Below are 25,410 nucleotides of genomic sequence, written 5' to 3' on the forward strand. Positions count from 1 at the left end.
TCGTCTACACCTTCTCAGTGCAGTGTTCCACGTCAAGCCGGTGTCTGCAACGACTCCCAGGCGATCATCTGGTCGACCTGCTTGCGCAGCCACGAGGATGGCATCGTCTGCGTACCCCATTCAGCCATGCGGCTCGCGTATTCGCCCATGAACCAGGTATGGCGCACGGGGACGAAGCGTGCGATGGCGTCGAACTCCTGCGCATCGATTTCGCGAACGCTCTGGTAGCCGTGCAGGAAGCGGCGCCATCGCTCCAGCGCGGCAGCGTCCGGGCCCGCCGGGCCGGCGCGCAGCAGCAGGCTCCAGAGCCATGTGGCCAGGTCGTAGGCCAGGCAGCCCGGCCCTGCGTCGTCGAAGTCGAAGAAAGAGGCGACGCGCCCGCCCGCGGGGTCGTCGGCGAGGTGCATGTTGCCGGCGTGCGCGTCGCCGTGGCAGGCACCCTCGGGGAGCCGCGCGAGGCCGTCGATGCGCGCGCGCAAGCGCTCGCCGATGGCGGTGAAATCCGCGCGCAGGCCGGCGTCCAGCGTCGGCGCCGCGAGCAGCCAGCGCAGGGGTTGGTCCAGCAGGTGCGGCAAGGCGAGTGCGTAGAGGCTGGGCGGGCCGCTGTAGTGCTGGCTGGCGACGTGGATGCGGGCGAGGTCGCGGCCGGTCGCCTCGATGTCGGCCAATACATCGCCGGGCGGTTCGCCGGGCAGGAAGTCGAACAGCATCAAGGTTCGCATGCCTTCCGGCGCCGCGAGTTCCCCGGCGCTGGCGCCTGCGCACGTGCGCAGGCTGGCCGCCACGGACGCGCCCGCGCGCTGAAGGTGCGACAGCAGCCCGGCCTCGTAGTCGACGTTGGCCGGGCCACGGGCGCGCCTTGCGCTCAGCCGCGCCACCCGTTGGCCGCCAGCCTTGAACTGCACCGCGTAGACGTCGTTGAATCCGCGCCGCAGCAGGTGGCAGCCTTCAACCGGGCCGAGCGCTGGCCAGTGCTGCGCCACGGCCTGCGCGATGGCCGTGCCAGTGGGCGTGGAGTAGACCGTGCTCGCGGGCGGTTGCGGCTGCGGCTCGACGATGGTTGACGGGTCCATGACGTTCGGGGTGATGCGTGACGGCCGCGATTGTGCCGGGCGCGCCGTCCGCGAGCTGGGCAGCGCTATTCCTTCACCGACCCCGTCATCCCCGACACGTAGTACTCGACGAAGAACGAGTAGATGAACGCCACCGGCAGCGAGCCCAGCAAGGCACCGGCCATCAGCGGCCCCCACTGGTAGACGTCGCCCTGCACCAGCTCCGTGACGACGCCGACCGGAAGCGTCTTCACCTCGGAGGAGGAGATGAAGGTCAGCGCATAGATGAACTCGTTCCACGACAGCGTGAACGCGAAGATGCCGGCGGAGATGAGCCCCGGCACCGCCAGCGGCAGCACGATCTTCACGAGGATCTGCCAGCGGTTGGCGCCGTCGATCAGCGCGCACTCCTCCAGCTCCGCCGGGATGGAGCGGAAGTAGCCCATCAGCAGCCATGTGCAGAACGGGATCAGGAAGGTCGGATAGGTGAGGATCAGCGCCCAGCGCGTGTCGAACAGGCCGAGGCTGAACACCACGTTGGCCAGCGGAATGAACAGGATCGACGGCGGCACCAGGTAGGCCAGGAAGATCGACAGGCCGACATGCTTCGCACCCTTGAAGCGCAGCCGCTCGATGGCATAGGCGGCGAACACCGAAGCCGCCAGCGAGGCGAAGGTCGAGACCACCGACACCAGCACCGTGTTCCACAGCCATTGGGGATACGAGGTCTCGAACAGCAGCTTGTGGAAGTGCGCCAACGTCGGGTGGATGACCCAGAACGGATTGCCCTCGCGCGAGAGCAGTTCGGCCTCCGGCTTCACCGAGGTGATGGCCATCCAGTAGAACGGGAACAGCAGCACGACCAGGAATACGAGCAGCGGCACATACACCGTCACCACCTTGCGCGGCAGCGAGTCGAGGAAGCTCATGCCGACCGTGTCGACCTGGCCTGGATTGCTGCTCATTTGTCGGACCCTCCCTGTTGCCACGCGCGGCGCTGCAGGCCGAAGAAACTGAACATCACGCAGGCCAGCAGGAAAGGCACCATCGCGATGGCGATGGCCGCGCCTTCGCCGAGCGCACCGCCCGAGATCGCGCGCTGGAACGAGAGCGTCGCCATCAGGTGCGTGGCGTTCAGCGGGCCGCCGCGCGTGATGACGTAGATGAGCTGGAAGTCGGTGAAGGTGAACAGCACCGAGAAGGTCATGACCACCGCGATGATCGGCGTCAGCAGCGGCATCGTCACGTGGCGGAACTGCTGCCACGGCGTGGCGCCGTCGATCGCCGAGGCTTCGTAATAGGAGGGCGAGATGGTCTGCAGGCCGGCCAGCAGCGTGATCGCCACGAAGGGCACGCCGCGCCAGACGTTGGCGATGATCACCGCGATGCGCGCGTTCCACGGCGAGCCGAGGAAGTCGATGTAGGTGTCGATCAGCCCCATCTTCACCAGCGCCCAGCTGATGATCGAGAACTGCGAGTCGTAGATCCACCAGAAGGCGATGGCCGACAGCGCCGTCGGCACGATGTAGGGCAGCAGGATGACCGCGCGGAAGAAGGTCTTGAAGCGGATGTTCTTGTTGAGCAGCAGCGCCAGCCACAGGCCCAGCAGGAACTTGAACACGCTCGCCACCGCCGTGTAGAAGAGCGTGTTGAACAAGGCCAGCCGCGTGACCGCATCGCCCCAGAGAAACTCGTAGTTCTCGAGCCCGATCCATTGGCCCGGACGGCCGACCTTGGCGTCCGTGAAGCCGAGGTACGTGCCGAGGCCGAGGGGATAGGTCAGGAACAGCAGCAGCAACACCGCCGCCGGCAACATGAACATGAGGCCGAGGGCGTTGCGACTGTTCTGGATTCGCTGAATCAGTGTCATGAAGCCTCGTTAAATGCCAGTGAGATCACCAACTCTTTTCCAGAAACTCCGCGAATCTGACAGGCGAGCGGCGCGGGCTCGGAAGTGCCGCGCAGAAGGCGTGAAGCTTTCATAGCGAGGGCATCGAGGTCGGGTTGAGGAGCGGAGCCGTACTCCCGTACGGCGAGCACCGCAGACCCGAGATCGGTGGCCGCAGTAGAAAGATTCACACCTTCTTAGACCTTGTAGTAACGCTCGGCGCGCTTCTGCGCACGCTCGGCGGCTTCCTTCGGCGTCTTCGAACCGCTCGCTGCTTCCGCCACCATGTTCGGAATGATGAAGTCCGCCGCGACGCCGGCCGAGGCATAGCCCAGCTTGCCGTCGTAACCGGCCGGGCGCAGGTTCTTGACCGAGTCGCGGTAGGGCGTGTTCTTCGGGTCGGAGGTCCAGATCGAATTGGCCTCGTAGGCGCGCAGCGGCTGCGCGACGTAGCCGCCGGCGCCGATCAGCCAGGCGTCGAACTGCTCCTTCTCCATCATGAAGCGCAGGAACTCCTTGGAGGCCTGCGGGTACTTGGTGTACTTCATGATCATCTGGTTGAAGAACAGGTGCGACTCGGTCGGCACGCCCACCGGCCCGACCGGGAAGACCGCATGGTTGATGTCGGCGGCCATTTCCTTGACCTTCGGGTCCGGCGAGTTCTTGGCCGCGTAGTAGACCGAGATGCCGTTGTTGGTGACGCTGATCTGCCCGTCGAGGAAGGCCTTGTTGTTGTTCGGGTCCAGCCAGGACAGCGTGCCGGGGATGAAGTTGGCGTAGAGCTCCTTGGCGTACTCCAGCGCCTTCAGGGTCTCGGGGCTGTCGAGGACGACCTTGTTGCTCTTGTCCACCAGCTTGCCGCCGAAGGCCCAGATGAGCCAGTTGCACCAGGTACTGTCGCCGGTGGCGTTGCCGAGCGCCATGCCGCCCGGCGTGCCCTTTTCCTTCAGGGCCTTGTACATCTTCAGGAAGTCGTCGGTGTTCTTGGGGAAGGCGTCGTAGCCGGCGGCCTTGAGCATGCTCTCGCGATACACCATGAGCGAGCCCGAGGCGCCCAACGGCAGGCCCAGCCACTTCTTGCCGTCGGGGCGCATGAAGGCCTCCGCGGCGGGATACCAGCCGCCGTATTTCTTGCCGAGGTATTCGGCGAGGTCGGTGCAGTCGAGCAGCTTGTCGGGGTAGAGGTTGGCGTCGTCGTTGGTCGACAGGATGATGTCCGGTCCGGCGCCGGTGTTGGCGGCCACCGCTGCCTTGGGGCGCACGTCTTCCCAGCCTTCGTTGTCGACGCGCACCTCGATGCCGGTGGCGTCCTGGAACTTCTTGACGTTGGCCATGTAGGTGTCGATGTCGCCCTGCACGAAGCGGCTCCACCGCAGCACGCGCAACTTGGCGCCCTTCTCGGGCTTGAAGGTCATGTTCTGCGCCTGCGCCAGCGACGAGAACAGCACGGAGCCGGTGCCGACAGTGGCTGCGGCAGCGAAGCCGGCCGAGCCTTTGAGGATCTTGCGGCGGTTGTTGAAGTCACTCATGGATGTCATGTCGTCTCCTGGGGGTTTGACGTGCCGGTGGAAGTGGAACTGTCGTGGTGATCAAGCCACGAGCCTGTGCCCGTTGCTCGCGTCGAAAAGGTGTGCGCGCTGCAGGTCGGGCTGCAGCAGGATGGTGCTGCCGGGCGCGAAGTCGTATCGCTCGCGGAACACGGCGGAGAGGTCGGCGCCTTCATGCCGGCAGGCGACGAAGGTGTCCATGCCGGTCGGCTCCATCACCACCACCTGCGATGGAATGCCGCCCGAATCCGCCAGCGACAGGTGTTCCGGCCGCGTGCCGTAGACGACCGGCTGGCCGTCGATGCCACCCGCGCGAACCGGCGCATCGAGCCGCGTGCCGTCGTTCAGTTCCACATACGCGCCGCTGCCATTGCGATGCAAGGTGCCCGGCAGGAAGTTCATCGCCGGCGAGCCGATGAAGCCCGCCACGAACTGGTTGGCCGGGTTGTCGTAGAGGTCGAGCGGACTGCCGGTCTGCTCGATGCGGCCGTCGCGCATGACGACGATCTTGTCGCCCATGGTCATGGCTTCGATCTGGTCGTGCGTGACGTAGATCGAGGTGGTCTTCAGGCGCTGGTGCAGTTCCTTGATCTCGCTGCGCATGGCCACGCGCAGCTTGGCGTCGAGGTTGGACAGGGGCTCGTCGAACAGGAACACCTGCGGGTCGCGCACGATGGCCCGGCCCATGGCGACGCGCTGGCGCTGGCCGCCCGACAACTGGCGCGGATAGCGATCGAGCAAGGGCGTGAGCGCGAGGATCTCGGCGGCGCGCTTCACCTTGGATTCGATGGTCGGCTTGTCGGTCTTGGCCAGCGCGAGCGCGAAGGCCATGTTGTCGCGCACCGTCATGTGCGGATAGAGCGCGTAGTTCTGGAACACCATCGCGATGTCGCGTTCCTTGGGCGGCAGATCGTTGACGCGCTTGTCGCCGATACGGATCTCGCCGCCGTTGATCTGCTCCAGCCCCGCGATCATGCGCAGCAGCGTGGACTTGCCGCAGCCCGACGGGCCCACGAGCACGGTGAAGGAGCCGTCCTGGATATCGATGTCCACGCCATGGAGGATGGGCACCTCTCCGAAGTTCTTCTTCACCGACTGGATCGTGACACTGGCCATGCACTGGGTCCTGAAAGTTCGCAAGTCAATCGTCGGCAACCGATAACGGGTTGGCAGCCGCGCAGTATTCGCGGTGCGACTTGGCAGCGCTATCAGGGCAAACCGTTACGCACTAACCCCCGGAAATTTGTATGATGACCACATAACTACGTCCATTTCCTCCGCGCCCATGCGGACCTCTGCTCTTTCCGCCCCTCCCCCGCTCACCGTCGATCGCCTGTCAGACCGGCTGGCCGCGCGCCTGAGCGCGCAGATCGATACGGGTGTGCTGCGCCCCGGCGACCGGCTGCCGACCGAGCAGCAACTCGCGCTGGCGCACGGCGTGTCGCGCACGGTGGTGCGCGAGGCAGTGCACCAGCTCAAGTCCCGCGCCCTGGTGCAATCGCGCCAGGGCTCGGGCGTGTTCGTGGCGCCGAGCCCCGTCAACCAGCCCCTGATGTTCGACCCGACCGTGCTCGACTCGGTGCAGTCGGTGGTTCATGTGGTGGAAGTGCGGCGCGTGCTGGAGGGCGAGATTGCCGCGCTGGCGGCCGAGCGCGCCACGCGCAGCCAGATCGCCGCCCTGCGCCGTGCGCTCAAGGGCATCGACGACGCCGTGGCCGCGGGGCAGGACGGCGTGGCGGAAGACCTTGAATTCCATCGGGTCATTGGCGAATCGACCGGCAACCCGCAGTTCCGGCTGCTGCTCGGCTTCCTGGAGCAATACCTGCGCGAGGGCATGCGCATCACGCGCGGCAACGAGGCGCGGCGGTCCGACTTCATGGTGGCCGTGCAGGCCGAGCACCGGGCCATCTACGAGGCCATTGCGGCGCGCGACCCGGTGGCCGCACGCCACCACGCAAACGAACACCTGATCCGCGGCGAGCAACGGCTCGTCGAGGGCGGAATCATCCACGGCAGGCGCCGGCAGGCCGCCGCCAAGGCAACCCATCAACACAAGGAAATCCCATGAAACTGATGATCACCGGAGGCGGTGGCTTCGTCGGCGCACGGCTTGCGCGCACGCTGCTGCAACGCGGCACGCTGGCCGGGCAACCCGTCGACCGCATTGTGCTGACGGACATCGCCCCGCCACCGGCCGACCTGCTGGCCGATGCCCGGGTCGAGGCCCGCACCGGTCCGTTGCTCACGCAAACCGACGCGCTGCGCACGGAGTCCTTCGATGGGATCTTCCACCTGGCGTCGGCCGTGTCGGGCGAGTGCGAACTGGACTTCGACCTCGGCATGCGGTCCAACCTCGACAGCACGCGCGCCCTGCTCGACGCGATCCGCGCCAACGTCACCGCGGGCGGCAAGGTGCCGCGCTTCGTGTTCTCCAGCTCGGTGGCGGTGTTCGGGCCGGACGCCGCCGTGCCGATGCCCAAGCTCGTGGCCGACGACACGCTGCCGGCGCCGCAGACCTCCTATGGCGTGCAGAAGCTGATCTGCGAACACCTGATTGCCGACTACACGCGCAAGGGTTATGTCGACGGCCGCGCCGCGCGGCTCATGACCGTGACGGTGCGTCCGGGCCGGCCAAATGGCGCGGCCTCCTCCTTCTTCAGCGGCATCATCCGCGAGCCGCTGGCCGGTGTGGAAGCTATCTGCCCGGTGTCGGCCGACGTGTCGCATCCGATGTCCTCGCCGGGCCGCACCATCGATGGATTGATTGCTGTCTACGAAGCCAGCCGCGAGGCCTTCGAGGGCCGGCTCGCGCTCAACCTGCCGTCGATCAACGTGCGCGTGGGCGACATGCTCGACGCCCTCGAGGAAGTGGCGGGCGCCAAGGTGCGCGGGCTGGTGCGCTTCGAACGCGACGAGCGCATCGCCGGCATCGTGGCCAACTGGCCCACGGGCGCGACCGCCGCGCGCGCGGGCAAGCTGGGCCTGCATCCGCACGACAACTTCGCCGACATCATCCGGCAGTACGTGGCCGACTGCGCGGCACTACCCAACGCGAACGAAACCCTGAAGGGAATGAACTGATGAAAACCGACAAGTCCGACAAGAAGGCCAAGGCCACCACCAAGGGCGCCTCCAAGACCTCGAAGGCCAAGGCCGTCAAGGGCAAGCCCACCGGCCTGCGCTCGCAAGCCTGGTTCGACAACCCCAACAACGCGGACATGACCGCGCTTTACCTCGAGCGCACGATGAACTTCGGCCTGAGCTTCGACGAGTTGCAGTCGGGCCGGCCGATCATCGGCATCGCGCAGACCGGCTCCGATATCGCGCCGTGCAACCGCCATCACATCGTGCTGGCCGAGCGCGTGCGCGAGGGCATCCGCGACGCGGGTGGCATTGCGTTCGAATTCCCGATCCATCCCATTCAAGAGACTTGCAAGCGCCCGACCGCCTCGCTCGACCGCAACCTGCAATACCTCTCGCTGGTCGAGATCCTCTACGGCTATCCGATTGACGGCGTGGTGCTGACCACCGGCTGCGACAAGACCACGCCGGCGCAGATCATGGCCGCGGCCACGGTCGACATCCCGGCGATCGCACTGAACGCCGGGCCGATGCTCAACGGCTGGTTCAATGGTGAGCGCACCGGCTCGGGCACCATCGTCTGGCGTGCGCGCGAGATGATGGCCGCAGGGGAGATCGGCTACGAAGGCTTCCTGAAACTGGTGGCTTCGTCCGCGCCGTCGACCGGCCACTGCAACACCATGGGCACGGCCTCGACGATGAATTCGCTGGCCGAGGCACTGGGGCTGACATTGCCGGGCAGCGCCGCCATTCCCGCGCCGTACCGCGACCGGCAGGAGATGGCGTACATGACCGGCAAGCGCATCGTCGAGATGGTGCGCGAGGACCTCAAGCCGTCCGACATCCTCACGCGCGAAGCCTTCGAGAACGCGATCATCGTGAACTCGGCGATCGGCGGCTCGACCAACGCACCGATCCACCTGAACGCGATCGCGCGGCACATCGGCGTGGAGCTGAGCACGGACGACTGGGAAAAGCACGGCTACAAGGTGCCGTTGCTGGTGAACCTGCAGCCCGCAGGCGAGTACCTCGGCGAAGACTTCTATCGTGCCGGCGGCGTGCCCGCCGTGGTGGCCGAACTCGTTGCCAAGGACAAGATCAAGCCCGCGATGACGGCCAACGGCAAGACGCTCAAGGACAACTGCGAAGGCCAATTCACCAGCGACCGCAAGGTGATCTTTGCCTACAACAAGCCGATGAAGAAGGATGCCGGCTTCCTCAACCTCAAGGGCAACCTGTTCGACTCCGCGATCATGAAGACCAGCGTGATCACCGACGAATTCAGGAAGCGCTACCTCGAGGACGAGAAGGACCCGATGGCTTTCGAGGGCACCGCCGTCGTGTTCGACGGCCCGGAGGACTACCACCACCGCATCGACGACCCGAAGATGAAGATCGACGCGCACAGCGTGCTGTTCATGCGCGGCGTGGGGCCGGTCGGCTATCCGGGCGCGGCGGAAGTGGTCAACATGCGCGCGCCGGACTACCTGCTGAAGAAGGGCATCACCGCATTGCCTTGCATCGGCGACGGTCGGCAGTCGGGCACCTCGGGTTCGCCGTCGATCCTCAATGCCTCACCCGAAGCGGCGACCGGCGGCAACCTGGCGCTGGTGCAGACCGGCGACCGCGTGCGCATCGACCTGAAGAAGCGCACGGCCAACATGCTGGTGTCGGACGAGGAACTGAAGTTGCGCCGGGAGAAGCTCGACGCGGCCGGCGGCTACAAGTACCCGCCGAGCCAGACGCCGTGGCAGGAGATCCAGCGCAGCGTCGTGGCCGAGTTGTCGGAGGGCATGGTGCTGAAGCCGGCGGTGAAGTACCAGCGCATCCACGCCACGTTTGGCGTGCCTCGAGACAACCACTGATGAAGGCGTGAAGATTTCGTAGCGAGGGCGCCGAGGTCGGGTCTGCGGCGCGGAACCGCACTCTCGGCGGTGACAACGCAGTTGCGGCATAGGCTGACAACTGCGCAAAGCGCTTGTCACGCCGGAGCCAACACTGCGGACCCGAGATCGGCGGCCGCAGTAGAAATATTCACATCTTCTTCGGGCGCAGCAGCGCTTCGATCGGATCGCAGGTCGCCGCGATGCTGTGCCCCTGGTACCAGTCGAAGGCCGCCCGCGACATGCGCGCGACCTCGGCGGGGGACGGATCGGCAGGCGGGATGCCCTTGAGGTACTGCACGCCGGGCGCCAGGCCGTCGTAGGCACCGGTGTTGGGCGACAGCAGCACGGGCACCGCGCCGTGCGCGCAATAGGACCCGAAGATGCCGCTCTTGGCCACGTCGTGTGGCGAGTAGGCGACCACGCCGTAGGTTGCAGTGCGCATCAGCGCGGATATCGCCTCGACCGACAGCCGTCCATGTTCGATGACGCCATGCGACTTCAACAGGGCCGCGATGTCCGGGTCTTTCACCGGCGATCCGATGTCATGGATTTCCAGCCCGCTCGCGGCGGCCCAGCGAAACAGCGCCTCGCCACCCGCGCGCCAGGTGTTGACGCGCACGGGCGCCGTGCCGAACACGATCAGTTTCTTCTCGCGCACCGCCGGCAACCCGGAAAGCTCGCCGACCGTGGAATAGATCGGCATCCACAGATGCGGCAGGTGCCCGGCCTGCGTCTCCAGCCAGTCGTGGATGTAGTGGGTGTTCGAGATCCAGAACTCGGATTCCCTGGCCAGTTGGCTCGCGATGTAGCGCTGCGCGCGCCAGACCCAGAACACGGACGAAGTGATGCGGTTGCTGACGGCGTAGGCCTCGTGCATGAAGACGCCGAAGCGCTTCATGCGCGGCTTGTTGCGCTTGACCCAGTTCAACAGGTGGAAGGGGGCGCCGTAGCGCGAGTAGCCGTACCCGCTGACATGCAGCAGCACGGCGTCGCCGTCGACCTCGAGGTCCTTGCGGTACCCGAGCACGCGGGCATTGCCCATGCGCTCGGCCATCGCGTGGGCATAGTCCATCACCCCGCCGGCCTCGTCGGGGATGACCATCGAGATGCGGTCAGCGGTACTGTCGTGCGTGGGCATGCCGGTGAGTGAAAAGTGGGGGTTCTGAGGGTCGGGCACGTTTACCGGGGGTGTTCTGCGCATCCGGAGCACGGACATGCGGCTGGGGCACCGTCGGCCGTGGCTGCGTGCTCCCTTGGGAAGCGGGAAATGATAGCCGCAGCCCCCGTCTGCCGACCACCATGGCCCGCAGCCCGGACCCCGGTTCATGACAAAAGTTTGCCCTGCAACGGGCGCGTGGATCCGGCGGACCCAATGGGCTGGGCACGCCGTTATTCCGCCGCACCCAATTGCCCCACCACCCCTTGCAGTTCCTGCGAGAACGCCACCACCTGCCGGGCATCCAGCGAATAGGCCATCGTGGTCGCGCCGACCTGCAGCAGCACCAGCGCGCGCCCGGGTTCGCCTTTCATCACGGCCATCGCGCTGGCGTCGACCGGGCGCAAGGTCAGTGTGCCGTCCCCGCCAAAGTGCCGCGGCAGCGCCCGGATCTCGCCGGAGGCAATCGACACCTTCGCCAGCATGTGCGTGAGCTTGCTGATTTCAGCCACAGGCACTTCGAGCGGGACCGCGCCATCCTCCGTATCGATGGTGATGTTGAAGGTCAGCCCATCGTCATGCAGCGAGGCATTGCTGAGGCCGGTGTACTTGCGAGTTTGCATTGAGCAATCAATGGTCGCGCCGCGGCGCCGGCGTTGCGGCCGCGGCCGCCGCGTCTCGCTCGCGAACCTCGTCGATGCGGCGTGCCGTGAACTGCGCCGACATCTCCAGCTTCTTGAGGTCCCGCTGCGTGAGCGCATCGTTCTCTGCGAAGCTGAAGCAGCAGAGCGTGCCGTAGACGTTCCCGTCGCGCAACACCACCGGCACGCTGAGATAGCTGCCGATCGGGAAAGGCAGCTTGGGCATGCCCTGCGTGGCCGGATCGGTCGACCAGTGCTTGACCATCTGCGGCAGCCTGCCGTCGACCACGCGCTGGCAGAAGGTGTATTCGAGCGGATGCGACTGCCCCTCCTCGAACACGCGCTTGCCGGCATCGGCCTCGACGCGGCGGAACACGCGGTGACCGTCGACGAACTCGGAGACGAACACCACGTCCATGTTGAGTTTCTCGCGCAACAGTTGCAGCACCTCGGTGACGGCGCTGCTGATGAGAGCGTCGCCACCCTCGGCGGTGGCAACGAGCAACTCGGAAACCCGGACCTCGAAGGCATCGGGCGCGTAGTCTGCAGAATGTAATGCGTACATATTGATTTTCGGGCTGACCACCAGTGGCAAACGCTCAGCCAGCCCTTTTGTTCCTCCCTTGAATCCCACGTTTGCCGAACAAGCAATGTAGCCTGACCAGCGCAGATGCGCGCATGCCCCTGACTCACACGTAACGCGGAATCGGCCCGTTCTGCGGCGTAGTGTCCTCGCCCAGGTCCAGCGCCACGCGGTCGACGAAGCACCATCCCCAGCCCTCGGGCGGGTCATAGCCTTCGATGATCGGATGCTGTGTTGCGTGAAAGTGCGCAGTGGCGTGGCGATGGGGCGAGTCGTCGCAACAGCCGACGTGTCCACATGTGCGACACAGGCGCAAGTGCACCCAGCGGCTGCCGGCCTTCAGGCATTCCTCGCAACCCGGGGCGCTCGGCACCACGCGCGTGATGCTGCCGGTGTGCGTACAGTGCTTGCTCATGACGTTTCTCCCGTGCGTCGGAGGCGACATGTTCCCATGGAGACCGCGACCCTGCCAGTCAATTCGGGCGGGCACGCGCCTTGCAGATGGCTGTTGGCCTACGTAAAGTCCGGCGGGCCGTCCATTCCGGCTTTTGCCGCAATACTGCAAAGTACTGCTCTTTGCCTGGAGCCTCGATGCCAGACCCCGGTTACCGCCACGCGCTCGAAGAAGGCGCACCGCACCCGCTTGGCGCCACGTACACCGGGCGGGGCGTCAACTTCGCCGTGTTCTCCGCCCACGCCACCAAGGTGCAGGTCTGCTTCTACGACGAGGCCGGCACCACCGAACTCGGCTGCGTCACGCTGCCCGAGTACACCGACGAGGTCTGGCACGGCTTCGTGCCGGGCCTCCTGCCCGGCACCCGCTACGGCCTGCGCGTGCACGGCCCCTACGAGCCCGAGAAGGGCCACCGCTTCAACCATCACAAGCTGCTGCTCGACCCGTATGCCAAGGCGCACATGGGCGAGCTGAAGTGGGGCCCCGAGTTGTTCGGCTACACCGTCGGCCACCCCGATGCCGACCTGAGCTTCGACGAGCGCGACAGCGCACCCTTCATGCCCAAGTGCGTGGTGGTCGACTCCCGCTTCCAGTGGACGCAGACCGATGCCGTGCGCGTGCCATGGAACCAGACCGTTTTCTACGAGACGCATGTGCGCGGCTTCACGATGCGCCACCCGGCAGTGCCGGAACACATGCGCGGCACCTTCGCCGGGCTGGCGCGCGACGAAGTCATCGGCCCGATCCGCGAACTGGGTGTGACCAGCGTCGAGCTGCTGCCGATCCAGATGTTCCTGAACCAGCCCTTCCTCACCGACAAGGGCCTGACCAACTTCTGGGGCTACGACACCATCGGCTTCTTCGCGCTCGACCAGCGCTACCTCGACGGCCCCAACATCGACGAGTTCAAGCACATGGTCGACCGCTTCCATGCGCACGGGTTGGAGGTGATCCTCGACGTGGTCTACAACCACACGCCCGAGGGCAACGAACTCGGCCCGACGCTGTCCTTCAAGGGCATCGACAACGCGAGCTACTACCGCCTGATGCCGGGCACCGGCAATGGCGACGGTCCCGGCCCGCGCTACTACATCAACGACACCGGCACCGGCAACACCGTCAACCTGAGCCACCCGCGCGTGCTGCAGATGGTGACCGACAGCCTGCGCTACTGGGTCACCGAGATGCACGTCGACGGCTTCCGCTTCGACCTGGCCACCATCCTCGCGCGCGAGCCGCACGGCTTCGACGAGGGCGGCGGCTTCCTCGACAGCTGCCGGCAGGACCCGGTGCTCTCCAGCGTCAAGCTCATTGCCGAGCCCTGGGACATCGGACCCGGCGGCTACCAGGTGGGTCGCTTCCCGCCGGGCTGGGCCGAGTGGAACGACAAGTTCCGCGACAACGTGCGCGCCTTCTGGAAGGGCGATGAAGGCATGGCGCCGGCGCTCGCGCAATGCCTGACCGCGAGCGGCGACTACTTCAACCACCGCGGCCGCAGGCCGTGGGCCAGCGTCAACTTCATCACCGCACACGACGGCTTCACGCTGGCCGACACGGTGAGCTACAACGACAAGCACAACGAGGCCAACGGCGAGGACAACCGCGACGGCCATTCGCACAACCGGTCGTGGAACTGCGGCGTGGAAGGCTCCACCGACGACGAGGACGTGCTGGCCCTGCGCGCGCGCCAGCAACGCAACCTGCTGGCGACGCTGCTGCTGTCGCAAGGCACGCCGATGCTGCTGGCCGGCGACGAGTTCGGCCGCACGCAGCAGGGCAACAACAACGCCTATTGCCAGGACAACGAGATCAGCTGGATCGACTGGGCCGCGGCCGAGGAAGCGTCAAGTCGCTCGCTGGCCGAGTTCGCGCGCCACATCATCCGGCTGCGCAAGGACTATCCGGTGCTGCGCCGCAACCGCTTCATGACCGGCAAGGTCAACCAGGCCACGAAACTCAAGGACGCGACCTGGCTCACGCCCGATGGGGCCGAGATGGATCAGGCCCATTGGCTCGACATGCGCACGCGCTGCATCGGCCTGCTGCTGGAGGGCAGCGTGCCCGGATCGTCATTGCCGCAACCCGCCACCGATGCGAGCGTGCTGATGGTGTTCAACGCTTGGGAAGGCGCGCTGGAGTTCAAGATGCCGCGACGCGGCAGGGCGCGCGGCAAGACGTGGACGCGCGTGGTGGACACGGCCCTGGAGACGCAGGAGGAAGACACCTTCCGGCCCGGGCATCTCTACATGGTCACGGGGCGGTCGATGCTGGTGTTTCATTCACCCTAGCCGCGTCAATCCACCTTCGCGCCGGACGCCTTCACCACCACGCCCATCGCATCCCAGTCACCGCGCAGCAGTTGCTGGAACTCGGCCGCCGTCTGCGTGCGCGGCTCGACGCCGATGCGCGCGAAGCGCTCCTGGATCGCCGGGTCGGCCAGCACCTTGTTGACGGCGGCGTTGAGCTTGTCGACCTCGGCCTTGGGCGTGGCCGCGGGCGCGAGCAGGCCGATCCATGAGTCGAAGGAATAGCCGGGCAGGCCGCTTTCCGCCACGGTCGGCAGGTTGGGCAGGAAGGGGCTGCGCCGGGTGCCGGTGGTGGCCAGCAGCTTGATGCGCGCATCGGTCTGGAAGCCGATCACGCCGATGCTCGACGAGATCACCGCCTGCACGCGGCCGGCCAGCAGTTCGTTGACGGCCTCGCCGGTGGACCTGGTCGGGATGTGCGTCATCTGCAGGCCGGCCCTGGCAAGGAAGGAGGCCACTGCCAGGTGCGTGGCGCTGCCGTTGCCGGCCGAGGCGTAGTTGTACTTGCCCGGGTTGGCCTTGACCTCCTTGATGAAGTCCGCCGTGGCGCCGACGTTCATCGCGCTCGACACCGCCAGCGCATAGCCCGCATTGCCGAGGTTGGCGACGCCGACGAAGTCCTTCAGCGGGTCGTAGCCGAGCTTGCTGTAGAGGTGGCCGGCGATGTGATGGCTGGCAGCGGCGAGGACCAGCGTATTGCCGTCGGCAGGGGCCTTGGCCACGAGGGCCGCGCCCACGCTGCCGCCTGCGCCTGCGCGGTTCTCCACGATGGTCGTTGCGCCCAGCGCCACGCCCAGCTCGCTGTTGAAGGCGCGCGCCACGGTGTCCTGCACGGCGCCGGTGGCGAAGGGCACGATGATGTGGATCACGCGCTGCTGCGCCATGGCGGGAAGGGCGGCAGCCGCTGCGGCGGCGGCGATGAAGGAACGGCGGTCGAGCGCGAAGGACATGGCGGGAGGGCTTTTTTCTTCCAGGGGGTTGAACGGATTCATGCGGCGACCGGCAGCCAACGCTGCGCCAGTTTCACGAAGTAGCTGGCGCCGATCGGGATGATCTCGTCGTTGAAGTCGAACGAGGTGTTGTGGATGATGCAAGGCCCGGGCCCGTGGCCGTCCAGGCGGTGGTCGCCATCGCCGTTGCCGAGGAAGGCATAGCAGCCCGGCCGCACCATCAGCATGTGGGCGAAGTCCTCGGCGCCCATCACGGCGGGCCAGTCGTCGGTGACCATGTCGTCGCCGACCACCTCGCGCATCACGCTGGCGGCGAAGCGCGCCTCGTCCTTGTGGTTGACCACCGGCGGCGAGGCGCGGATGAAGCTCACCTCTGCCGTGCAGCCATGCGCCTCGGCCACGCCTTTGGCCACGGTGCGCAGGCGCTCCTCGATCTTGTCGAGCGCGTCGATGGAGAAGGTGCGCACCGTGCCGCCGACCGTGGCCACGTCGGGGATCACGTTGGGTGCATCGGAGCCCTGCAACTGCGTGACCGCGAGCAGGGCGCGCTCGGTGCTGGCGATGGTGCGCGGCACGATGGTCTGCAGCTGCTGCGCCAGCGTGACCACCGCCGCCACCGGGTCGATGCCGGTGTGGGGCATCGAGGCATGCGTGCCACGGCCGCGCATCGTGACCTTGTACGTGTTGCTCGACGCCATCAGCGCACCCTCGTTGAGCGCGAAACGACCCACCTCGCCGACCGGGAAGTTGTGCAGCGCGAACACCGCGTCGCAGGGGAAGCGCTCGAACAGGCCGTCCTGGATCATCTTCTTCGCGCCGGCCTTGCCCATCTCCTCGGCAGGCTGGAAGATGAAATGGACGGTGCCGTCGAAGTCATCCGGGCCTTGCTGCGACAGGTGCCATGCAGCGGCCAGCAGCATCGTCGTGTGGCCATCGTGGCCGCAGGCATGCATGCGACCGGCGTGGGTGGACTTGTGCGGAAACTCGTTGGCCTCGTGCAGCGGCAGGGCATCCATGTCGGCGCGCAGGCCGATGGTGCGTTTGCTCGTGCCCTTGCGCAGCACGCCGACCAGGCCGGTGCCGGCGATGCCGCGGTGGACTTCGATGCCCCATTCGGTCAACAGTGAAGCGACCTTCTCGGAGGTGCGGTGCTCCTCGAAGCCGAGTTCGGGATGGGCGTGGATGTCGCGGCGGATGTCGATGAAGCGGGCGACGTTGGCGAAGGAGTCGACGATGTTCATGGGTGCAAGAGCGGGTTGGGTCGGGGTGATTCTCGGACGCCCGGGGTTCCCGTTCAGGCCTGTGGATTCACCGATGTACAGCCATCAGGACTTTTGTAAGCTTCTGCGACGCGTGCGCCCGGCCGCATGACGTGCGGGCGCAGCGCCCTTCACGTTGGCCATTTCCCGTCAGGTTTTCGCCTTGCGTCTTCAATTCGCGATGCGAGCCAGACCTTGAACAATGAGGTGCGAATACGTTTCCACGGCCGCGGGCCATGCCCGATGCGCGGCAAGCCACAACCAGAAGAAGCACAGCGCCGCAAACGACAGTTGTATCGCGGCGGCGCCATCCAGGAAGGACCGGCGATCTCCAAAAGGCTTGGGCCACTTGTTGTCGCGCGCAAAGTCATCGACATCCTCCGCATACTGTCCGCGCAAATATCTGAGCTGACGATTGGCTGCCCGCACCCCGAGCCACCCGGCCACGGTGATGCCCAGGCCCGCGAGCGGGAGCGCAGCAAGGAGAAAGTCGACCAGCCATGGCGCGATGACGGCGGCGTTCCCGGCTTCGCTTGCCGCAGATGCCTGGATGAGCGCGAGCGCGACGAACAGCGAGCCGTTGAGCTGGAACGCCCAGGTCATGCGCTGATGGACGAGTCCATCCTCACGCGAAATCTGTGCCGAGATGAATTCGTACTGCTGCCTGCGCGCTGCGGCGAGCTCCGAGTGACTGGACGACGTCGCCTTTGCCTTCAAGTCGTCTTCCAGGCGAATGCTGATCGCATTGGTCAGCCGGACGATCGACGCGGCTACGCCGGGGCCCGCCACATTCAGCGTGACTTCGGCTTCGCGAGAGTCCGCTGCTTCGCCTCGCTGCCCATCCATGCGCGTTGCGCCGCCGATCTTTTCCTCGCCGCCAACGTTTCTCATCGATGCCTCCGATCTGGACAGCTGCTTGCCATTGGCCAATTTGCCGCCTGACGCTCGCCAAGGCAACGCCGTCTATCGATCCAGGCGCGGCAAATTTCTGCCCTTCGGGGCAATCGGAAGCGCATGGGAGGGCAATTGATGCAGCCCGCGAGGCAGGCAAGAATCCGTCTTTGCCTCCCGGCAGCGGGACGCCGAGCGACCTGAACGTCTGGAGAGTGCTGCGATGAGGGACCGCCTCTGATGCCTGCCATGGCAAGTACCGGCAATTCACTGCGCACACTGCAGGCCGGTGCGCTGATCGCCTGCGCGCTGCTGGCGGCATGCTCGAAGAAAGAGGCCGAGAAGCCGGCGCCAGCACCGACGGAAGTCTCGGTGCAGACGGTCAAGGCGCAGCTGGTCCCGATCACCTACGACTTCGTCGGCCAGACCGAAAGCTCGCAGCAGGTCGAGATCCGCGCGCGGGTCGACGGCTTCCTGGAAAAGCGCGTGTACACCGAAGGCAGCTTCGTGAAGGCCGGGCAGGTGCTGTTCCAGATCGACCCGAAGCCCTTCAATTCGGACCTGAAGGCCGCGCAGGCCGAACTGGCGCAGCAGCAGGCGCGGCTCTCCACGGCGCGCGCCAACCTCCGGCGCGTGAAGCCGTTGGTCGCCGACAACGCGCTGGCGGCGAAGGACCTGGACGATGCCACCGGCAGCGAGCAGGCCGCCGCCGCGGCGGTGGAGGCCGCCAGGGCCAAGGTCACGGATGCGTCCCTGAACGTCGGCTATGCCACGATCACTTCGCCCCTCGACGGACTCTCGTCCTTCGCGAAGGTGCAGGACGGCGCCTATGTCAACGGACAGAACAGCCTGCTGACCTATGTGGCGAAGCTGGACCCGATGCGCGTCAATTTCAGCTTGTCGGAGAACGAATCGCTGCGCATGCACGACGAAGTGGCCAGCGGCAAGCTGCTGCGGACGCCGCGCAACGACTATGCGGTGGAACTGCTGATGGCCGACGGGACCAGCTACCCGGCGCAAGGGCGCATCACCTTCTTCGATGCCGCGTTCAGCCAGGACACGGGCACCTTCCTGCTGCGCGCCGAAGTGCCCAACCGCGAGGGCGTGCTGCGGCCGGGCCAGTTCGTGCGCGTCAGGGTCCACGGCCTCCAGCGTCCCAATGCGATCGTGGTGCCGCAGCGCGCCGTGCAGCAGGGCCCGCGCGGCGCCTTCGTCTGGACGGTGGACGCGGAGAACAAGGTCCTGCAGCAGCCGGTCACGGCCGGCGACTGGCTGGGCGACCAGTGGCTGGTGAGCCGAGGGCTGAAGGATGGCGACCGCGTGGTGGTCGATGGGTTCATGCGGCTCGCACCCGGCGCGCCGGTGCGCGTGAAGGAAGTCGCGGCCGAGCCCTTGCCCGTTGCCGCTGTCGCCGCGTCGCCTGGCACGGCGGCAACGGGGAGATCGGGCGCGGCGCCTGCGGGTGCCGGAGATACCACCGGAGCTGCGGTATCAGGTGGTGCGGCAGGTGCCGGCACCGCTCCGGCGCCTGCCGCACCAGCCGCCACCGCCCCGGGTCCTGCAACGGCGCCCGGCACCGAGGCCGTCTACTTCGACCCGGCACGGACCACGCTCGATGCCACCGGCCGCGCGCACCTGCTCGGCGTTGCGGCCACGCTGAAGGCCAAGCCCGATGCGCGTGTCGCGCTGCACGGCTTCGTCGACGCGAGTGGCAACCCACAAGCCAACGCGCAACTGGCCAAGGCGCGCGCGCAGGCGGTGCGCGATGCGCTGGTCGCCGCCGGCGTGCCGCGCGAACGCATCGACATGCAAGCGCCGACCGACATCGTCGGGGGCCAGTCACCCGCACTCGCGCGTCGCGTCGACGTCGTGGTGGCGGGGGCGCGATGAAGTTCTCGCACTTCTTCATCGACCGCCCCATCTTCGCCTCCGTCATCTCGATCGTGCTGGTGCTGGCCGGCGCGGTGGCGATGCTGAACCTGCCGATCGCCCAGTTCCCTGACATCACGCCGCCGCAGATCTCCGTCACCGCGACCTACCCCGGTGCGAGTTCGGAGGTGGTGTCGCAGAACATCGCCGCGCCGATCGAGCAGCAGGTCAACGGCGCGGACCACATGATGTACATGAACTCCACTTCGAGTTCGACTGGCAACATGACGCTGTCGGTGTACTTCGAGATCGGCACCGACCCCTCGCTGGCGCAGGTGGACGTGCAGAACCGCGTGAACCTCGCGCTGCCGACGCTGCCATCCGCGGTGAGTTCGCAGGGCGTGTCGGTAGCGAAGAAGTCGCAGGCCTTCATGATGATCGTGGCGATCTATTCGCCGGACAACAGCAACGATCCGACCTTCATCGCGAACTACGCCAACATCAGCGTGCTCGACGCGATCAAGCGCGTGCCGGGCGCCAACCAGAGCTCGATCTTCGGTTCGCCGGACTACGCGATGCGGCTGTGGCTCAAGCCCGACCGCATGGCCTCGCTCGGCCTCACCGCCACCGACGTGCAGCAGGCCGTGGCGGCGCAGAACCAGCAGTACGCCGCCGGCCGCCTCGGCGCATCGCCCACGGCCGGGCCGGTGCAGCAGACGATCCCGGTCGCGACCTCGGGGCGCATGACCGAGCCCTCGGAGTTCGAGAACATCATCCTGCGCGCGTCGCGCGACAGCAATGGCGCGATCGTGCGGGTCAAGGACATCGGCCGCGCCGAACTCGGCGCCAAGGACTATTCGATCCGCTCCAAGTACAACGGCAAGACCGCCACGCTGATCGCGATCTACCAGCAGCCCGGGGCCAATGCGCTGCAGGTGGCGAAGGACGTGAAGGTGCTGCTGGCCGAGATGAAGAAGAGCTTCCCGCCGGGACTCGACTACGACATCGCGCTGGACACCACCGAGTTCGTGCAGGAGTCGATCAAGGAGGTGGTGCACACCTTCGTCGAGGCGCTGGTGCTGGTGGTGCTGGTCGTGTTCCTCTTCCTGCAGAGCTTTCGCGCGACGCTGGTGCCGATCCTCGCGGTGCCGGTGTCGATCCTGGGTGCCTTCATCGGCATGACGGCGATGGGCTTCTCGATCAACATGCTGACGCTGTTCGGCATGGTGCTGGCGATCGGCATCGTGGTCGACGACGCGATCGTGGTGGTGGAGAACGTCGAGCGCAACATGGCCGAGTTCGGGCTGCCGCCCAAGGAGGCGGCCAAGCACGCGATGGACGAGGTCAGCGGGCCGGTGGTCGCGATCGTGCTGGTGCTGTGCGCCGTGTTCATCCCGGTAGCTTTTCTCTCTGGCATCACCGGGCAGCTCTACAAGCAGTTCGCGATCACCATCGCGGTGTCGGTGGTGCTGTCGGGGCTGGTGGCATTGACGCTGTCGCCGGCCCTGGCGGCGATCCTGCTGAAGCCGCAGGCGCATGGCGAGAAGAAGGGCTTCTTCGGCTGGTTCAACAAGAAGTTCGATCGGCTGACCGACGGCTACGGCCGCAGTGTGCAGCTGGCGATCAAGCGGGTGGGCATCGCGGCGATCCTGATCGTCGGGATGGTCGCGATCATGATGGGCTTGTTCAGGAAGGTGCCATCGTCCTTCCTGCCGGTGGAAGACCAGGGCTACATCTTCACCGCGGCAATCATGCCGGACGCCGCCAGCCTCGACCGCACCGAGCTCGCGACCGATCGCGCCCAAGCCTGGTTCAGCAAGCAGCCGGCGGTGAAGTCGGTGGCCTCCGTGCCGGGCTTCAGCCTCATCGATTCGCAACTCAAGTCGAACGCCGGCGTGCTGTTCGTCTCGCTCAAGGGCTTCGCGGAACGGCAGGCGCCGGGCGACAAGGCCGACGCGCTGATCCACGAGGCCGGCAAGGAATTCGCGTCGTACCAGGACGCGGTGATGATCCCGGTGAACCCGCCGTCGATCCCCGGCCTCGGCACCACGGGCGGCTTCGAATTCTGGGTGCAGAGCGAGGGCGATGCCACGCTGCAGCGCGTGGAGCAGGTGACGCGCGAGCTCATCGCCAAGTCGCGCGAGCGGCCCGAGCTGCGCGGCGTCACCTCGACCATCAACACGCGGTCCCGCCAGCTGATGGTCGACGTCGACCGCGACAAGGCGGAGAGCCTGGGCGTGCCGGTCGAGGCCGTCTACACCACGCTGCAGACGCTGTTCGGCTCGCTCTACGTGAGCCAGTTCCCGAAGAACAGCCGGCTGTTCCAGGTGATCCTGCAGGCCGAGCCCGACTACCGCACCAAGCCCGACGACCTGCAGAACATGTACGTGCGCAACCGCGACGGCAAGATGGTGCCGCTGAAGGCGCTGGCCACCACGCGCTACGTGGCGGGTGGCGACATCGTCACGCGCTTCAACAACTTCACCGCGGCCAAGATCACCGGCGATGCGGCCGTCGGCTACAGCTCGGGACAGGCCCTCGACGCGATGGAGGAACTGGCGCGCGAGGTGCTGCCCGCAGGCTTCTCGTATGCGTGGTCGGGGCAGTCGTACGAGGAGCGCAAGGCGGGCTCGACCGCGGGGCTGGTGTTCGGCTTCGCGCTGGTGATGGTGTTCCTGATCCTGGCGGCGCAGTACGAGAAGTGGACGCTGCCGATCGGCGTGCTGCTGGCCGTGCCCTTCGCGCTGTTCGGCGCCATCGCGGCCATCTGGATGCGCGGCATCCAGAACGACGTGTACTTCCAGATCGGGCTGACGGTGCTGATCGCGCTGGCCGCGAAGAACGCGATCCTGATCTTCGAGTTCGCGATCGAGGAGCGCGCGAAAGGCAAGTCGCCCTACGAGTCCGCGCTGAGCGCCGCCCGGCTGCGGCTGCGGCCGATCATCATGACCTCGCTCGCCTTCATCCTCGGCTGCATTCCGCTGGCGATCGCCAGCGGCGCCTCGTCCGCGAGCCGGCGGTCGCTGGGCACCGGCGTGATCGGCGGCATGCTGGGCGCGACGCTGATCGCGATCTTCTTCATCCCGATGTTCTTCTGGGGCTTCGAGACGCTGGCCGAACGATTCGCGAAGAAGAAGACGCCGCCGCAGGAGGTGGAACCAGCGCTCGGCGCCGAGGACGTGCCCGATGCGCCGCATTGAACGTTGCGCGCCGGCACTCGCGGCCGCGATGGCCGCCCTGCTCGCGGGCTGCATGCTGGGCCCGGACTACCAGCGCCCGGCCATCGAGGTGCCGGCGCAATTCCGGGGTGCCGCAACGCAGGCCAACGCCGTCGCGAACGCCAGCGACACGGCCTGGTGGCGGCAGTTCGGCGACCCGAAGCTGGATGCGCTGGTCGACGAGGGCCTGCGCAGCAACGACGACCTGGTGGCCGCCGCCGCGCGTTTCGACCGCTACTACGGCGTGCTCGGCACCACTCGCGCACCGCTCTTTCCGCAACTCGGCGCCGACGCCGCGGGCAGCCGCACGCGTGCCAGCGAACAGACCATCTCGCCCGCTCCCGCGACCAACCCCTACAACGCCGTGCAGGCGACGCTGCTGGCCAGCTGGGAGATCGACCTGTTCGGCCGCACGCGCCGGCTCAGCGAGGCGGCCGCCGCCGACCTGCAGGGCAGCGAAGCCTTCCGCCGCGGCACGGTGCTGTCGCTCGTGGCCGCCGTGGTCACAGGCTACGTGCGCCTGCTCGACCTGGACCGGGAGCTGGAAGTGACGCGTGAAACGCTGCGCATCCGCCAGGATGCGCTGACGCTGTTCGAGAAGCGATTCAAGGGCGGCGTGGTGTCCGAGGTCGAGGTGAGCCAGGCGCGTTCGGACTACGCCACGGCGCTGCGCAACATCCCGCTGCTGGAGCAATCCATCGCGGAACTGGAGAACGCGTTGTGCCTGCTGCTCGGGCGCAATCCCGGCCCGATCGCGCGCGGCGGCCCCCTCAGCGCGCTGACGGCGCCGGCGGTGCCAGCCGGCCTGCCATCGGACTTGCTGGACCGCCGGCCCGACATCCTGCAGGCCGAACAGGCGCTGGTCGCGGCCAATGCGCGTATCGGCGCGGCGAAGGCGGCGTATTTCCCGAGCATCTCGCTGACCGGGGCGTTCGGGCAGTCGAGCCGTTCGCTGTCGGACCTCTGGGGTGGCGCGGCGCGCGTGTGGACCTATGGCGCGGATATCAGCGTGCCGATCTTCACCGCGGGTGCCATCGCGGGCCAGGTGCGCAGCGCCGAGGCGGCGCAGCGGGAGGCGCTTGCGCAATACCGCAAGAGCGTGCAGACGGCGTTCGGCGAAACGGAGAACGCTCTCTCCGGCATCGTCACCAGCCGCAAGGCGCTCGACGCCCAGAAGCTGGCGGTGAGTTCGCTCGACCGCTACCTGCGCCTCGCGTGGAGGCGCTACGAAGGCGGCTATACCAGCTACCTGGAGGTGACCGATGCCGAGCGCAACCTCTTCACCGCGCGCATCCAGCTGGCGCAGTCGGAAGGCGAGGTGCTGCTGCAGAGCATTGCGCTCTACAAGGCGCTGGGCGGCGGCTGGGTCGACATCGCGGTGAAGGAGGCGCCGCAGCCGCAGCGGTAGTTGGCTGGAGTCGGTTGGTGGCTTCCGGCTGCCGGCGCTTCGACGGCGCGTGTGACGCCATGCGAGACGGGCGCCCGCGCATGGATGAACGCTAAAAAACCAGCGTGCGCCAGCGCAGGTCGCTTGCACGCGCCATGAACTGCACCGCGCCGCCGCGCCGCGTGCATTCCGGCACCAGCGTCGCGGCTGACAGTCCATGCGCCTGCAACGCATCGGAGCAGGCGAAGAACACCGCGCCGTGACTGGCGGCTTCCTGCATCGCGTCGTACACGGTCTTGGGATGGCCCGAAGGCCGCAGCGACGCGGCCACGCCCGGCTGCAACAGCAGCACGCTGCGTGCGGTGAAGTAGATCTCCACCGGCATGTCCAGCGCCGCCGCGGCGGCCGCGTGGAAGAAGGGCGTGGCGAGGCGATGCGGCGCCTCGGGCTCGCTCGCCCACAGGAGGATCGCGATGCCCGCAGCCGTACTGTCGGCAGCGGCATTCATTCCAGATCCTTCATTGCTTGAACCGCATGCTGTGCCATCACCTCGGCCACCTCGTCGCCCTGCACCAGTTGCGGCCGGTCGGCCTCGAAGTCACGCAACGCCAGCCGCGCCAGCCATCCCTCGCCGTAGGGATCACGATGCACCAGCTCCGGCGTTTCCTCCAGCCGCGGATTGACTTCCACTACCGTCCCCGTCACCGCGCTCTTCACCGACACGATCGCCTTCGCCAGTTCCACCACCGCGACCGCGCGCCCCTGCGCGATCTCCGAGCCAACGGGCTTGGCGCGGCACATGTAGATCTCCCCCGACAGCTTGATCCCCAGCGCCGTGATGCCGACGGTCGCCGTCCCGTCGTCGTGCATGCGCGCCCAGACGTCATGCTCGACAAGGTACAGCAGGTCCGATGGAAATCGCAATGACAAGTCCGGCATTCAACCCCCCTCAAAAAGTGCAGGAGACAAAGGCGTTGTATCGCCGTAGCGAGCGACCGGAGGTTGCGCCGAGAAGCGCAGCCGTACATGCGTACGGCGAGCATCGCAGGTGCAAGATCCGGCCGCGCAGTAGGCGAGACAATGCCTTTGCGAGGCAATGCCTTTGGCGGAGGGGGGAAAGAGTCGAACTTTCGCAGCGACGCATGGCGCCACCCACCGGGTTTGAAGCCCGGCCGTCCCACCAGGGACGTTCCCCCTCCATGATCCACAAATCATGCTTGCCGCAAGGCTGTGCGCGTGCCC

The 25,410-nt window shown here is 66.8% G+C and carries 21 protein-coding genes and 1 tRNA gene; 7 read left to right on the forward strand and 15 right to left on the reverse strand.

All coding sequences use genetic code 11. The features are described 5' to 3' along the window. Nucleotides 1-32: 32 nt before the first annotated feature. The 5 genes from HB681_RS23165 to ugpC all read right to left on the reverse strand — a co-directional run bounded on the left by HB681_RS23165 (nt 33) and on the right by ugpC (nt 5,603). The gene (locus tag HB681_RS23165; RefSeq protein WP_213957221.1) at nt 33-1,073 is read right to left on the reverse strand and encodes a phosphotransferase; all 1,041 of its coding nucleotides are present in this window, start codon (nt 1,071-1,073) and stop codon (nt 33-35) included. A gap of 65 nt (nt 1,074-1,138) precedes the next feature. Beyond that, nucleotides 1,139-2,017, reverse strand: coding sequence for a carbohydrate ABC transporter permease (locus HB681_RS23170; RefSeq protein ID WP_213957222.1), 879 nt, complete (start codon nt 2,015-2,017; stop codon nt 1,139-1,141). Beyond that, a complete protein-coding gene (locus HB681_RS23175; RefSeq protein WP_213957312.1) occupies nt 2,014-2,916 on the reverse strand; it encodes a sugar ABC transporter permease in 903 nt (300 codons plus the stop codon). The genes HB681_RS23170 and HB681_RS23175 overlap by 4 nt, the downstream gene beginning before the upstream one ends. A 221-nt stretch (nt 2,917-3,137) precedes the next feature. Then, a complete protein-coding gene (locus tag HB681_RS23180; protein ID WP_213957313.1) occupies nt 3,138-4,469 on the reverse strand; it encodes an extracellular solute-binding protein in 1,332 nt (443 codons plus the stop codon). Between the two features lie 60 nt (nt 4,470-4,529). Next, nucleotides 4,530-5,603, reverse strand: a complete 1,074-nt coding sequence (ugpC, locus tag HB681_RS23185) for a sn-glycerol-3-phosphate ABC transporter ATP-binding protein UgpC (RefSeq protein ID WP_213957223.1) — start codon at nt 5,601-5,603, stop codon at nt 4,530-4,532. A gap of 169 nt (nt 5,604-5,772) precedes the next feature. On the opposite strand from ugpC, the gene HB681_RS23190 reads away from it, so the two are divergent. Genes HB681_RS23190 through HB681_RS23200 form a run of 3 tightly spaced genes read left to right on the forward strand, consistent with a single transcriptional unit; the run spans nt 5,773 to nt 9,433 of the window. Further along, nucleotides 5,773-6,555 carry a FadR/GntR family transcriptional regulator gene (locus HB681_RS23190; protein WP_213957224.1) on the forward strand — a complete coding sequence of 261 codons (783 nt, stop codon included), beginning with the start codon at nt 5,773-5,775 and terminating at the stop codon, nt 6,553-6,555. Further along, complete coding sequence (gene denD / locus HB681_RS23195) at nt 6,552-7,568, forward strand: D-erythronate dehydrogenase (RefSeq protein ID WP_213957225.1); 1,017 nt, start codon at nt 6,552-6,554, stop codon at nt 7,566-7,568. The genes HB681_RS23190 and denD overlap by 4 nt, the downstream gene beginning before the upstream one ends. Continuing rightward, nucleotides 7,568-9,433 (forward strand): IlvD/Edd family dehydratase, encoded by a 1,866-nt coding sequence (locus HB681_RS23200; RefSeq protein WP_213957226.1) that lies wholly within the window; start codon nt 7,568-7,570, stop codon nt 9,431-9,433. The genes denD and HB681_RS23200 overlap by 1 nt, the downstream gene beginning before the upstream one ends. Before the next feature lie 169 nt (nt 9,434-9,602). On the opposite strand, the gene HB681_RS23205 is transcribed toward HB681_RS23200, so the two are convergent. The 4 genes from HB681_RS23205 to HB681_RS23220 form a co-directional block, all read right to left on the reverse strand. Beyond that, nucleotides 9,603-10,631 (reverse strand): hypothetical protein, encoded by a 1,029-nt coding sequence (locus HB681_RS23205; protein ID WP_213957227.1) that lies wholly within the window; start codon nt 10,629-10,631, stop codon nt 9,603-9,605. 212 nt (nt 10,632-10,843) lie between these two features. Continuing rightward, nucleotides 10,844-11,233: a hypothetical protein gene (locus HB681_RS23210; protein ID WP_213957228.1), complete on the reverse strand. Its 390-nt coding sequence runs from the start codon at nt 11,231-11,233 to the stop codon at nt 10,844-10,846. Between the two features lie 7 nt (nt 11,234-11,240). Then, nucleotides 11,241-11,816 carry a GAF domain-containing protein gene (locus HB681_RS23215; RefSeq protein ID WP_213957229.1) on the reverse strand — a complete coding sequence of 192 codons (576 nt, stop codon included), beginning with the start codon at nt 11,814-11,816 and terminating at the stop codon, nt 11,241-11,243. 124 nt (nt 11,817-11,940) lie between these two features. After that, nucleotides 11,941-12,249, reverse strand: a complete 309-nt coding sequence (locus HB681_RS23220) for a UBP-type zinc finger domain-containing protein (protein WP_213957230.1) — start codon at nt 12,247-12,249, stop codon at nt 11,941-11,943. Between the two features lie 176 nt (nt 12,250-12,425). Here HB681_RS23220 and glgX point away from each other — a divergent pair, with 176 nt between their 5' ends. Then, nucleotides 12,426-14,576, forward strand: coding sequence for a glycogen debranching protein GlgX (gene glgX / locus HB681_RS23225; RefSeq protein WP_213957231.1), 2,151 nt, complete (start codon nt 12,426-12,428; stop codon nt 14,574-14,576). A gap of 5 nt (nt 14,577-14,581) precedes the next feature. Here glgX and HB681_RS23230 read toward each other — a convergent pair whose 3' ends face one another. The 3 genes from HB681_RS23230 to HB681_RS23240 form a co-directional block, all read right to left on the reverse strand. Next, nucleotides 14,582-15,544 carry a tripartite tricarboxylate transporter substrate-binding protein gene (locus HB681_RS23230; RefSeq protein ID WP_213957232.1) on the reverse strand — a complete coding sequence of 321 codons (963 nt, stop codon included), beginning with the start codon at nt 15,542-15,544 and terminating at the stop codon, nt 14,582-14,584. Nucleotides 15,545-15,582: 38 nt separating this feature from the next. Then, the gene (locus HB681_RS23235) at nt 15,583-16,785 is read right to left on the reverse strand and encodes a M20 aminoacylase family protein (protein WP_213957233.1); all 1,203 of its coding nucleotides are present in this window, start codon (nt 16,783-16,785) and stop codon (nt 15,583-15,585) included. A 189-nt stretch (nt 16,786-16,974) separates the two neighbouring features. Next, entirely contained in the window at nt 16,975-17,694 is a 720-nt protein-coding gene (locus tag HB681_RS23240) for a hypothetical protein (protein WP_213957234.1), read from the reverse strand. Nucleotides 17,695-17,934: 240 nt separating this feature from the next. On the opposite strand from HB681_RS23240, the gene HB681_RS23245 reads away from it, so the two are divergent. The 3 genes from HB681_RS23245 to HB681_RS23255 are packed head-to-tail and all read left to right on the forward strand — an operon-like array spanning nt 17,935 to nt 24,189. Then, nucleotides 17,935-19,584: an efflux RND transporter periplasmic adaptor subunit gene (locus HB681_RS23245; protein ID WP_256735069.1), complete on the forward strand. Its 1,650-nt coding sequence runs from the start codon at nt 17,935-17,937 to the stop codon at nt 19,582-19,584. After that, entirely contained in the window at nt 19,581-22,763 is a 3,183-nt protein-coding gene (locus tag HB681_RS23250; RefSeq protein ID WP_213957235.1) for a multidrug efflux RND transporter permease subunit, read from the forward strand. Before HB681_RS23245 ends, HB681_RS23250 begins: the two co-directional genes overlap by 4 nt. Then, nucleotides 22,750-24,189, forward strand: a complete 1,440-nt coding sequence (locus HB681_RS23255; protein WP_256735070.1) for an efflux transporter outer membrane subunit — start codon at nt 22,750-22,752, stop codon at nt 24,187-24,189. The genes HB681_RS23250 and HB681_RS23255 overlap by 14 nt, the downstream gene beginning before the upstream one ends. 91 nt (nt 24,190-24,280) lie before the next feature. Here HB681_RS23255 and HB681_RS23260 read toward each other — a convergent pair whose 3' ends face one another. From HB681_RS23260 to HB681_RS23270, 3 genes are all read right to left on the reverse strand, one after another. Next, complete coding sequence (locus HB681_RS23260; protein WP_213957236.1) at nt 24,281-24,676, reverse strand: DsrE family protein; 396 nt, start codon at nt 24,674-24,676, stop codon at nt 24,281-24,283. After that, entirely contained in the window at nt 24,673-25,092 is a 420-nt protein-coding gene (locus HB681_RS23265; RefSeq protein WP_256735071.1) for a glycine cleavage system protein H, read from the reverse strand. Before HB681_RS23265 ends, HB681_RS23260 begins: the two co-directional genes overlap by 4 nt. 179 nt (nt 25,093-25,271) lie before the next feature. Continuing rightward, a tRNA-Sec gene (locus HB681_RS23270) sits at nt 25,272-25,367 on the reverse strand. Nucleotides 25,368-25,410: the final 43 nt, after the last annotated feature.

Source organism: Variovorax sp. dw_954 (assembly GCF_018449755.1).
Lineage (GTDB): Bacteria > Pseudomonadota > Gammaproteobacteria > Burkholderiales > Burkholderiaceae_C > Variovorax.

What these genes read in the sequence shown, in the direction of transcription:
- HB681_RS23165 (WP_213957221.1), bottom strand. Translation starts at nt 1,073, where the DNA reads ATGGACCCGTCAACCATCGTCGAGCCGCAGCCGCAACCGCCCGCGAGC.
- HB681_RS23170 (WP_213957222.1), bottom strand. Translation starts at nt 2,017, where the DNA reads ATGAGCAGCAATCCAGGCCAGGTCGACACGGTCGGCATGAGCTTCCTC.
- HB681_RS23180 (WP_213957313.1), bottom strand. Translation starts at nt 4,469, where the DNA reads ATGAGTGACTTCAACAACCGCCGCAAGATCCTCAAAGGCTCGGCCGGC.
- ugpC (WP_213957223.1), bottom strand. Translation starts at nt 5,603, where the DNA reads ATGGCCAGTGTCACGATCCAGTCGGTGAAGAAGAACTTCGGAGAGGTG.
- HB681_RS23190 (WP_213957224.1), top strand. Translation starts at nt 5,773, where the DNA reads ATGCGGACCTCTGCTCTTTCCGCCCCTCCCCCGCTCACCGTCGATCGC.
- denD (WP_213957225.1), top strand. Translation starts at nt 6,552, where the DNA reads ATGAAACTGATGATCACCGGAGGCGGTGGCTTCGTCGGCGCACGGCTT.
- HB681_RS23200 (WP_213957226.1), top strand. Translation starts at nt 7,568, where the DNA reads ATGAAAACCGACAAGTCCGACAAGAAGGCCAAGGCCACCACCAAGGGC.
- HB681_RS23210 (WP_213957228.1), bottom strand. Translation starts at nt 11,233, where the DNA reads ATGCAAACTCGCAAGTACACCGGCCTCAGCAATGCCTCGCTGCATGAC.
- HB681_RS23215 (WP_213957229.1), bottom strand. Translation starts at nt 11,816, where the DNA reads ATGTACGCATTACATTCTGCAGACTACGCGCCCGATGCCTTCGAGGTC.
- HB681_RS23220 (WP_213957230.1), bottom strand. Translation starts at nt 12,249, where the DNA reads ATGAGCAAGCACTGTACGCACACCGGCAGCATCACGCGCGTGGTGCCG.
- glgX (WP_213957231.1), top strand. Translation starts at nt 12,426, where the DNA reads ATGCCAGACCCCGGTTACCGCCACGCGCTCGAAGAAGGCGCACCGCAC.
- HB681_RS23230 (WP_213957232.1), bottom strand. Translation starts at nt 15,544, where the DNA reads ATGTCCTTCGCGCTCGACCGCCGTTCCTTCATCGCCGCCGCCGCAGCG.
- HB681_RS23235 (WP_213957233.1), bottom strand. Translation starts at nt 16,785, where the DNA reads ATGAACATCGTCGACTCCTTCGCCAACGTCGCCCGCTTCATCGACATC.
- HB681_RS23240 (WP_213957234.1), bottom strand. Translation starts at nt 17,694, where the DNA reads ATGAGAAACGTTGGCGGCGAGGAAAAGATCGGCGGCGCAACGCGCATG.
- HB681_RS23245 (WP_256735069.1), top strand. Translation starts at nt 17,935, where the DNA reads ATGCCTGCCATGGCAAGTACCGGCAATTCACTGCGCACACTGCAGGCC.
- HB681_RS23250 (WP_213957235.1), top strand. Translation starts at nt 19,581, where the DNA reads ATGAAGTTCTCGCACTTCTTCATCGACCGCCCCATCTTCGCCTCCGTC.
- HB681_RS23255 (WP_256735070.1), top strand. Translation starts at nt 22,750, where the DNA reads ATGCGCCGCATTGAACGTTGCGCGCCGGCACTCGCGGCCGCGATGGCC.
- HB681_RS23260 (WP_213957236.1), bottom strand. Translation starts at nt 24,676, where the DNA reads ATGAATGCCGCTGCCGACAGTACGGCTGCGGGCATCGCGATCCTCCTG.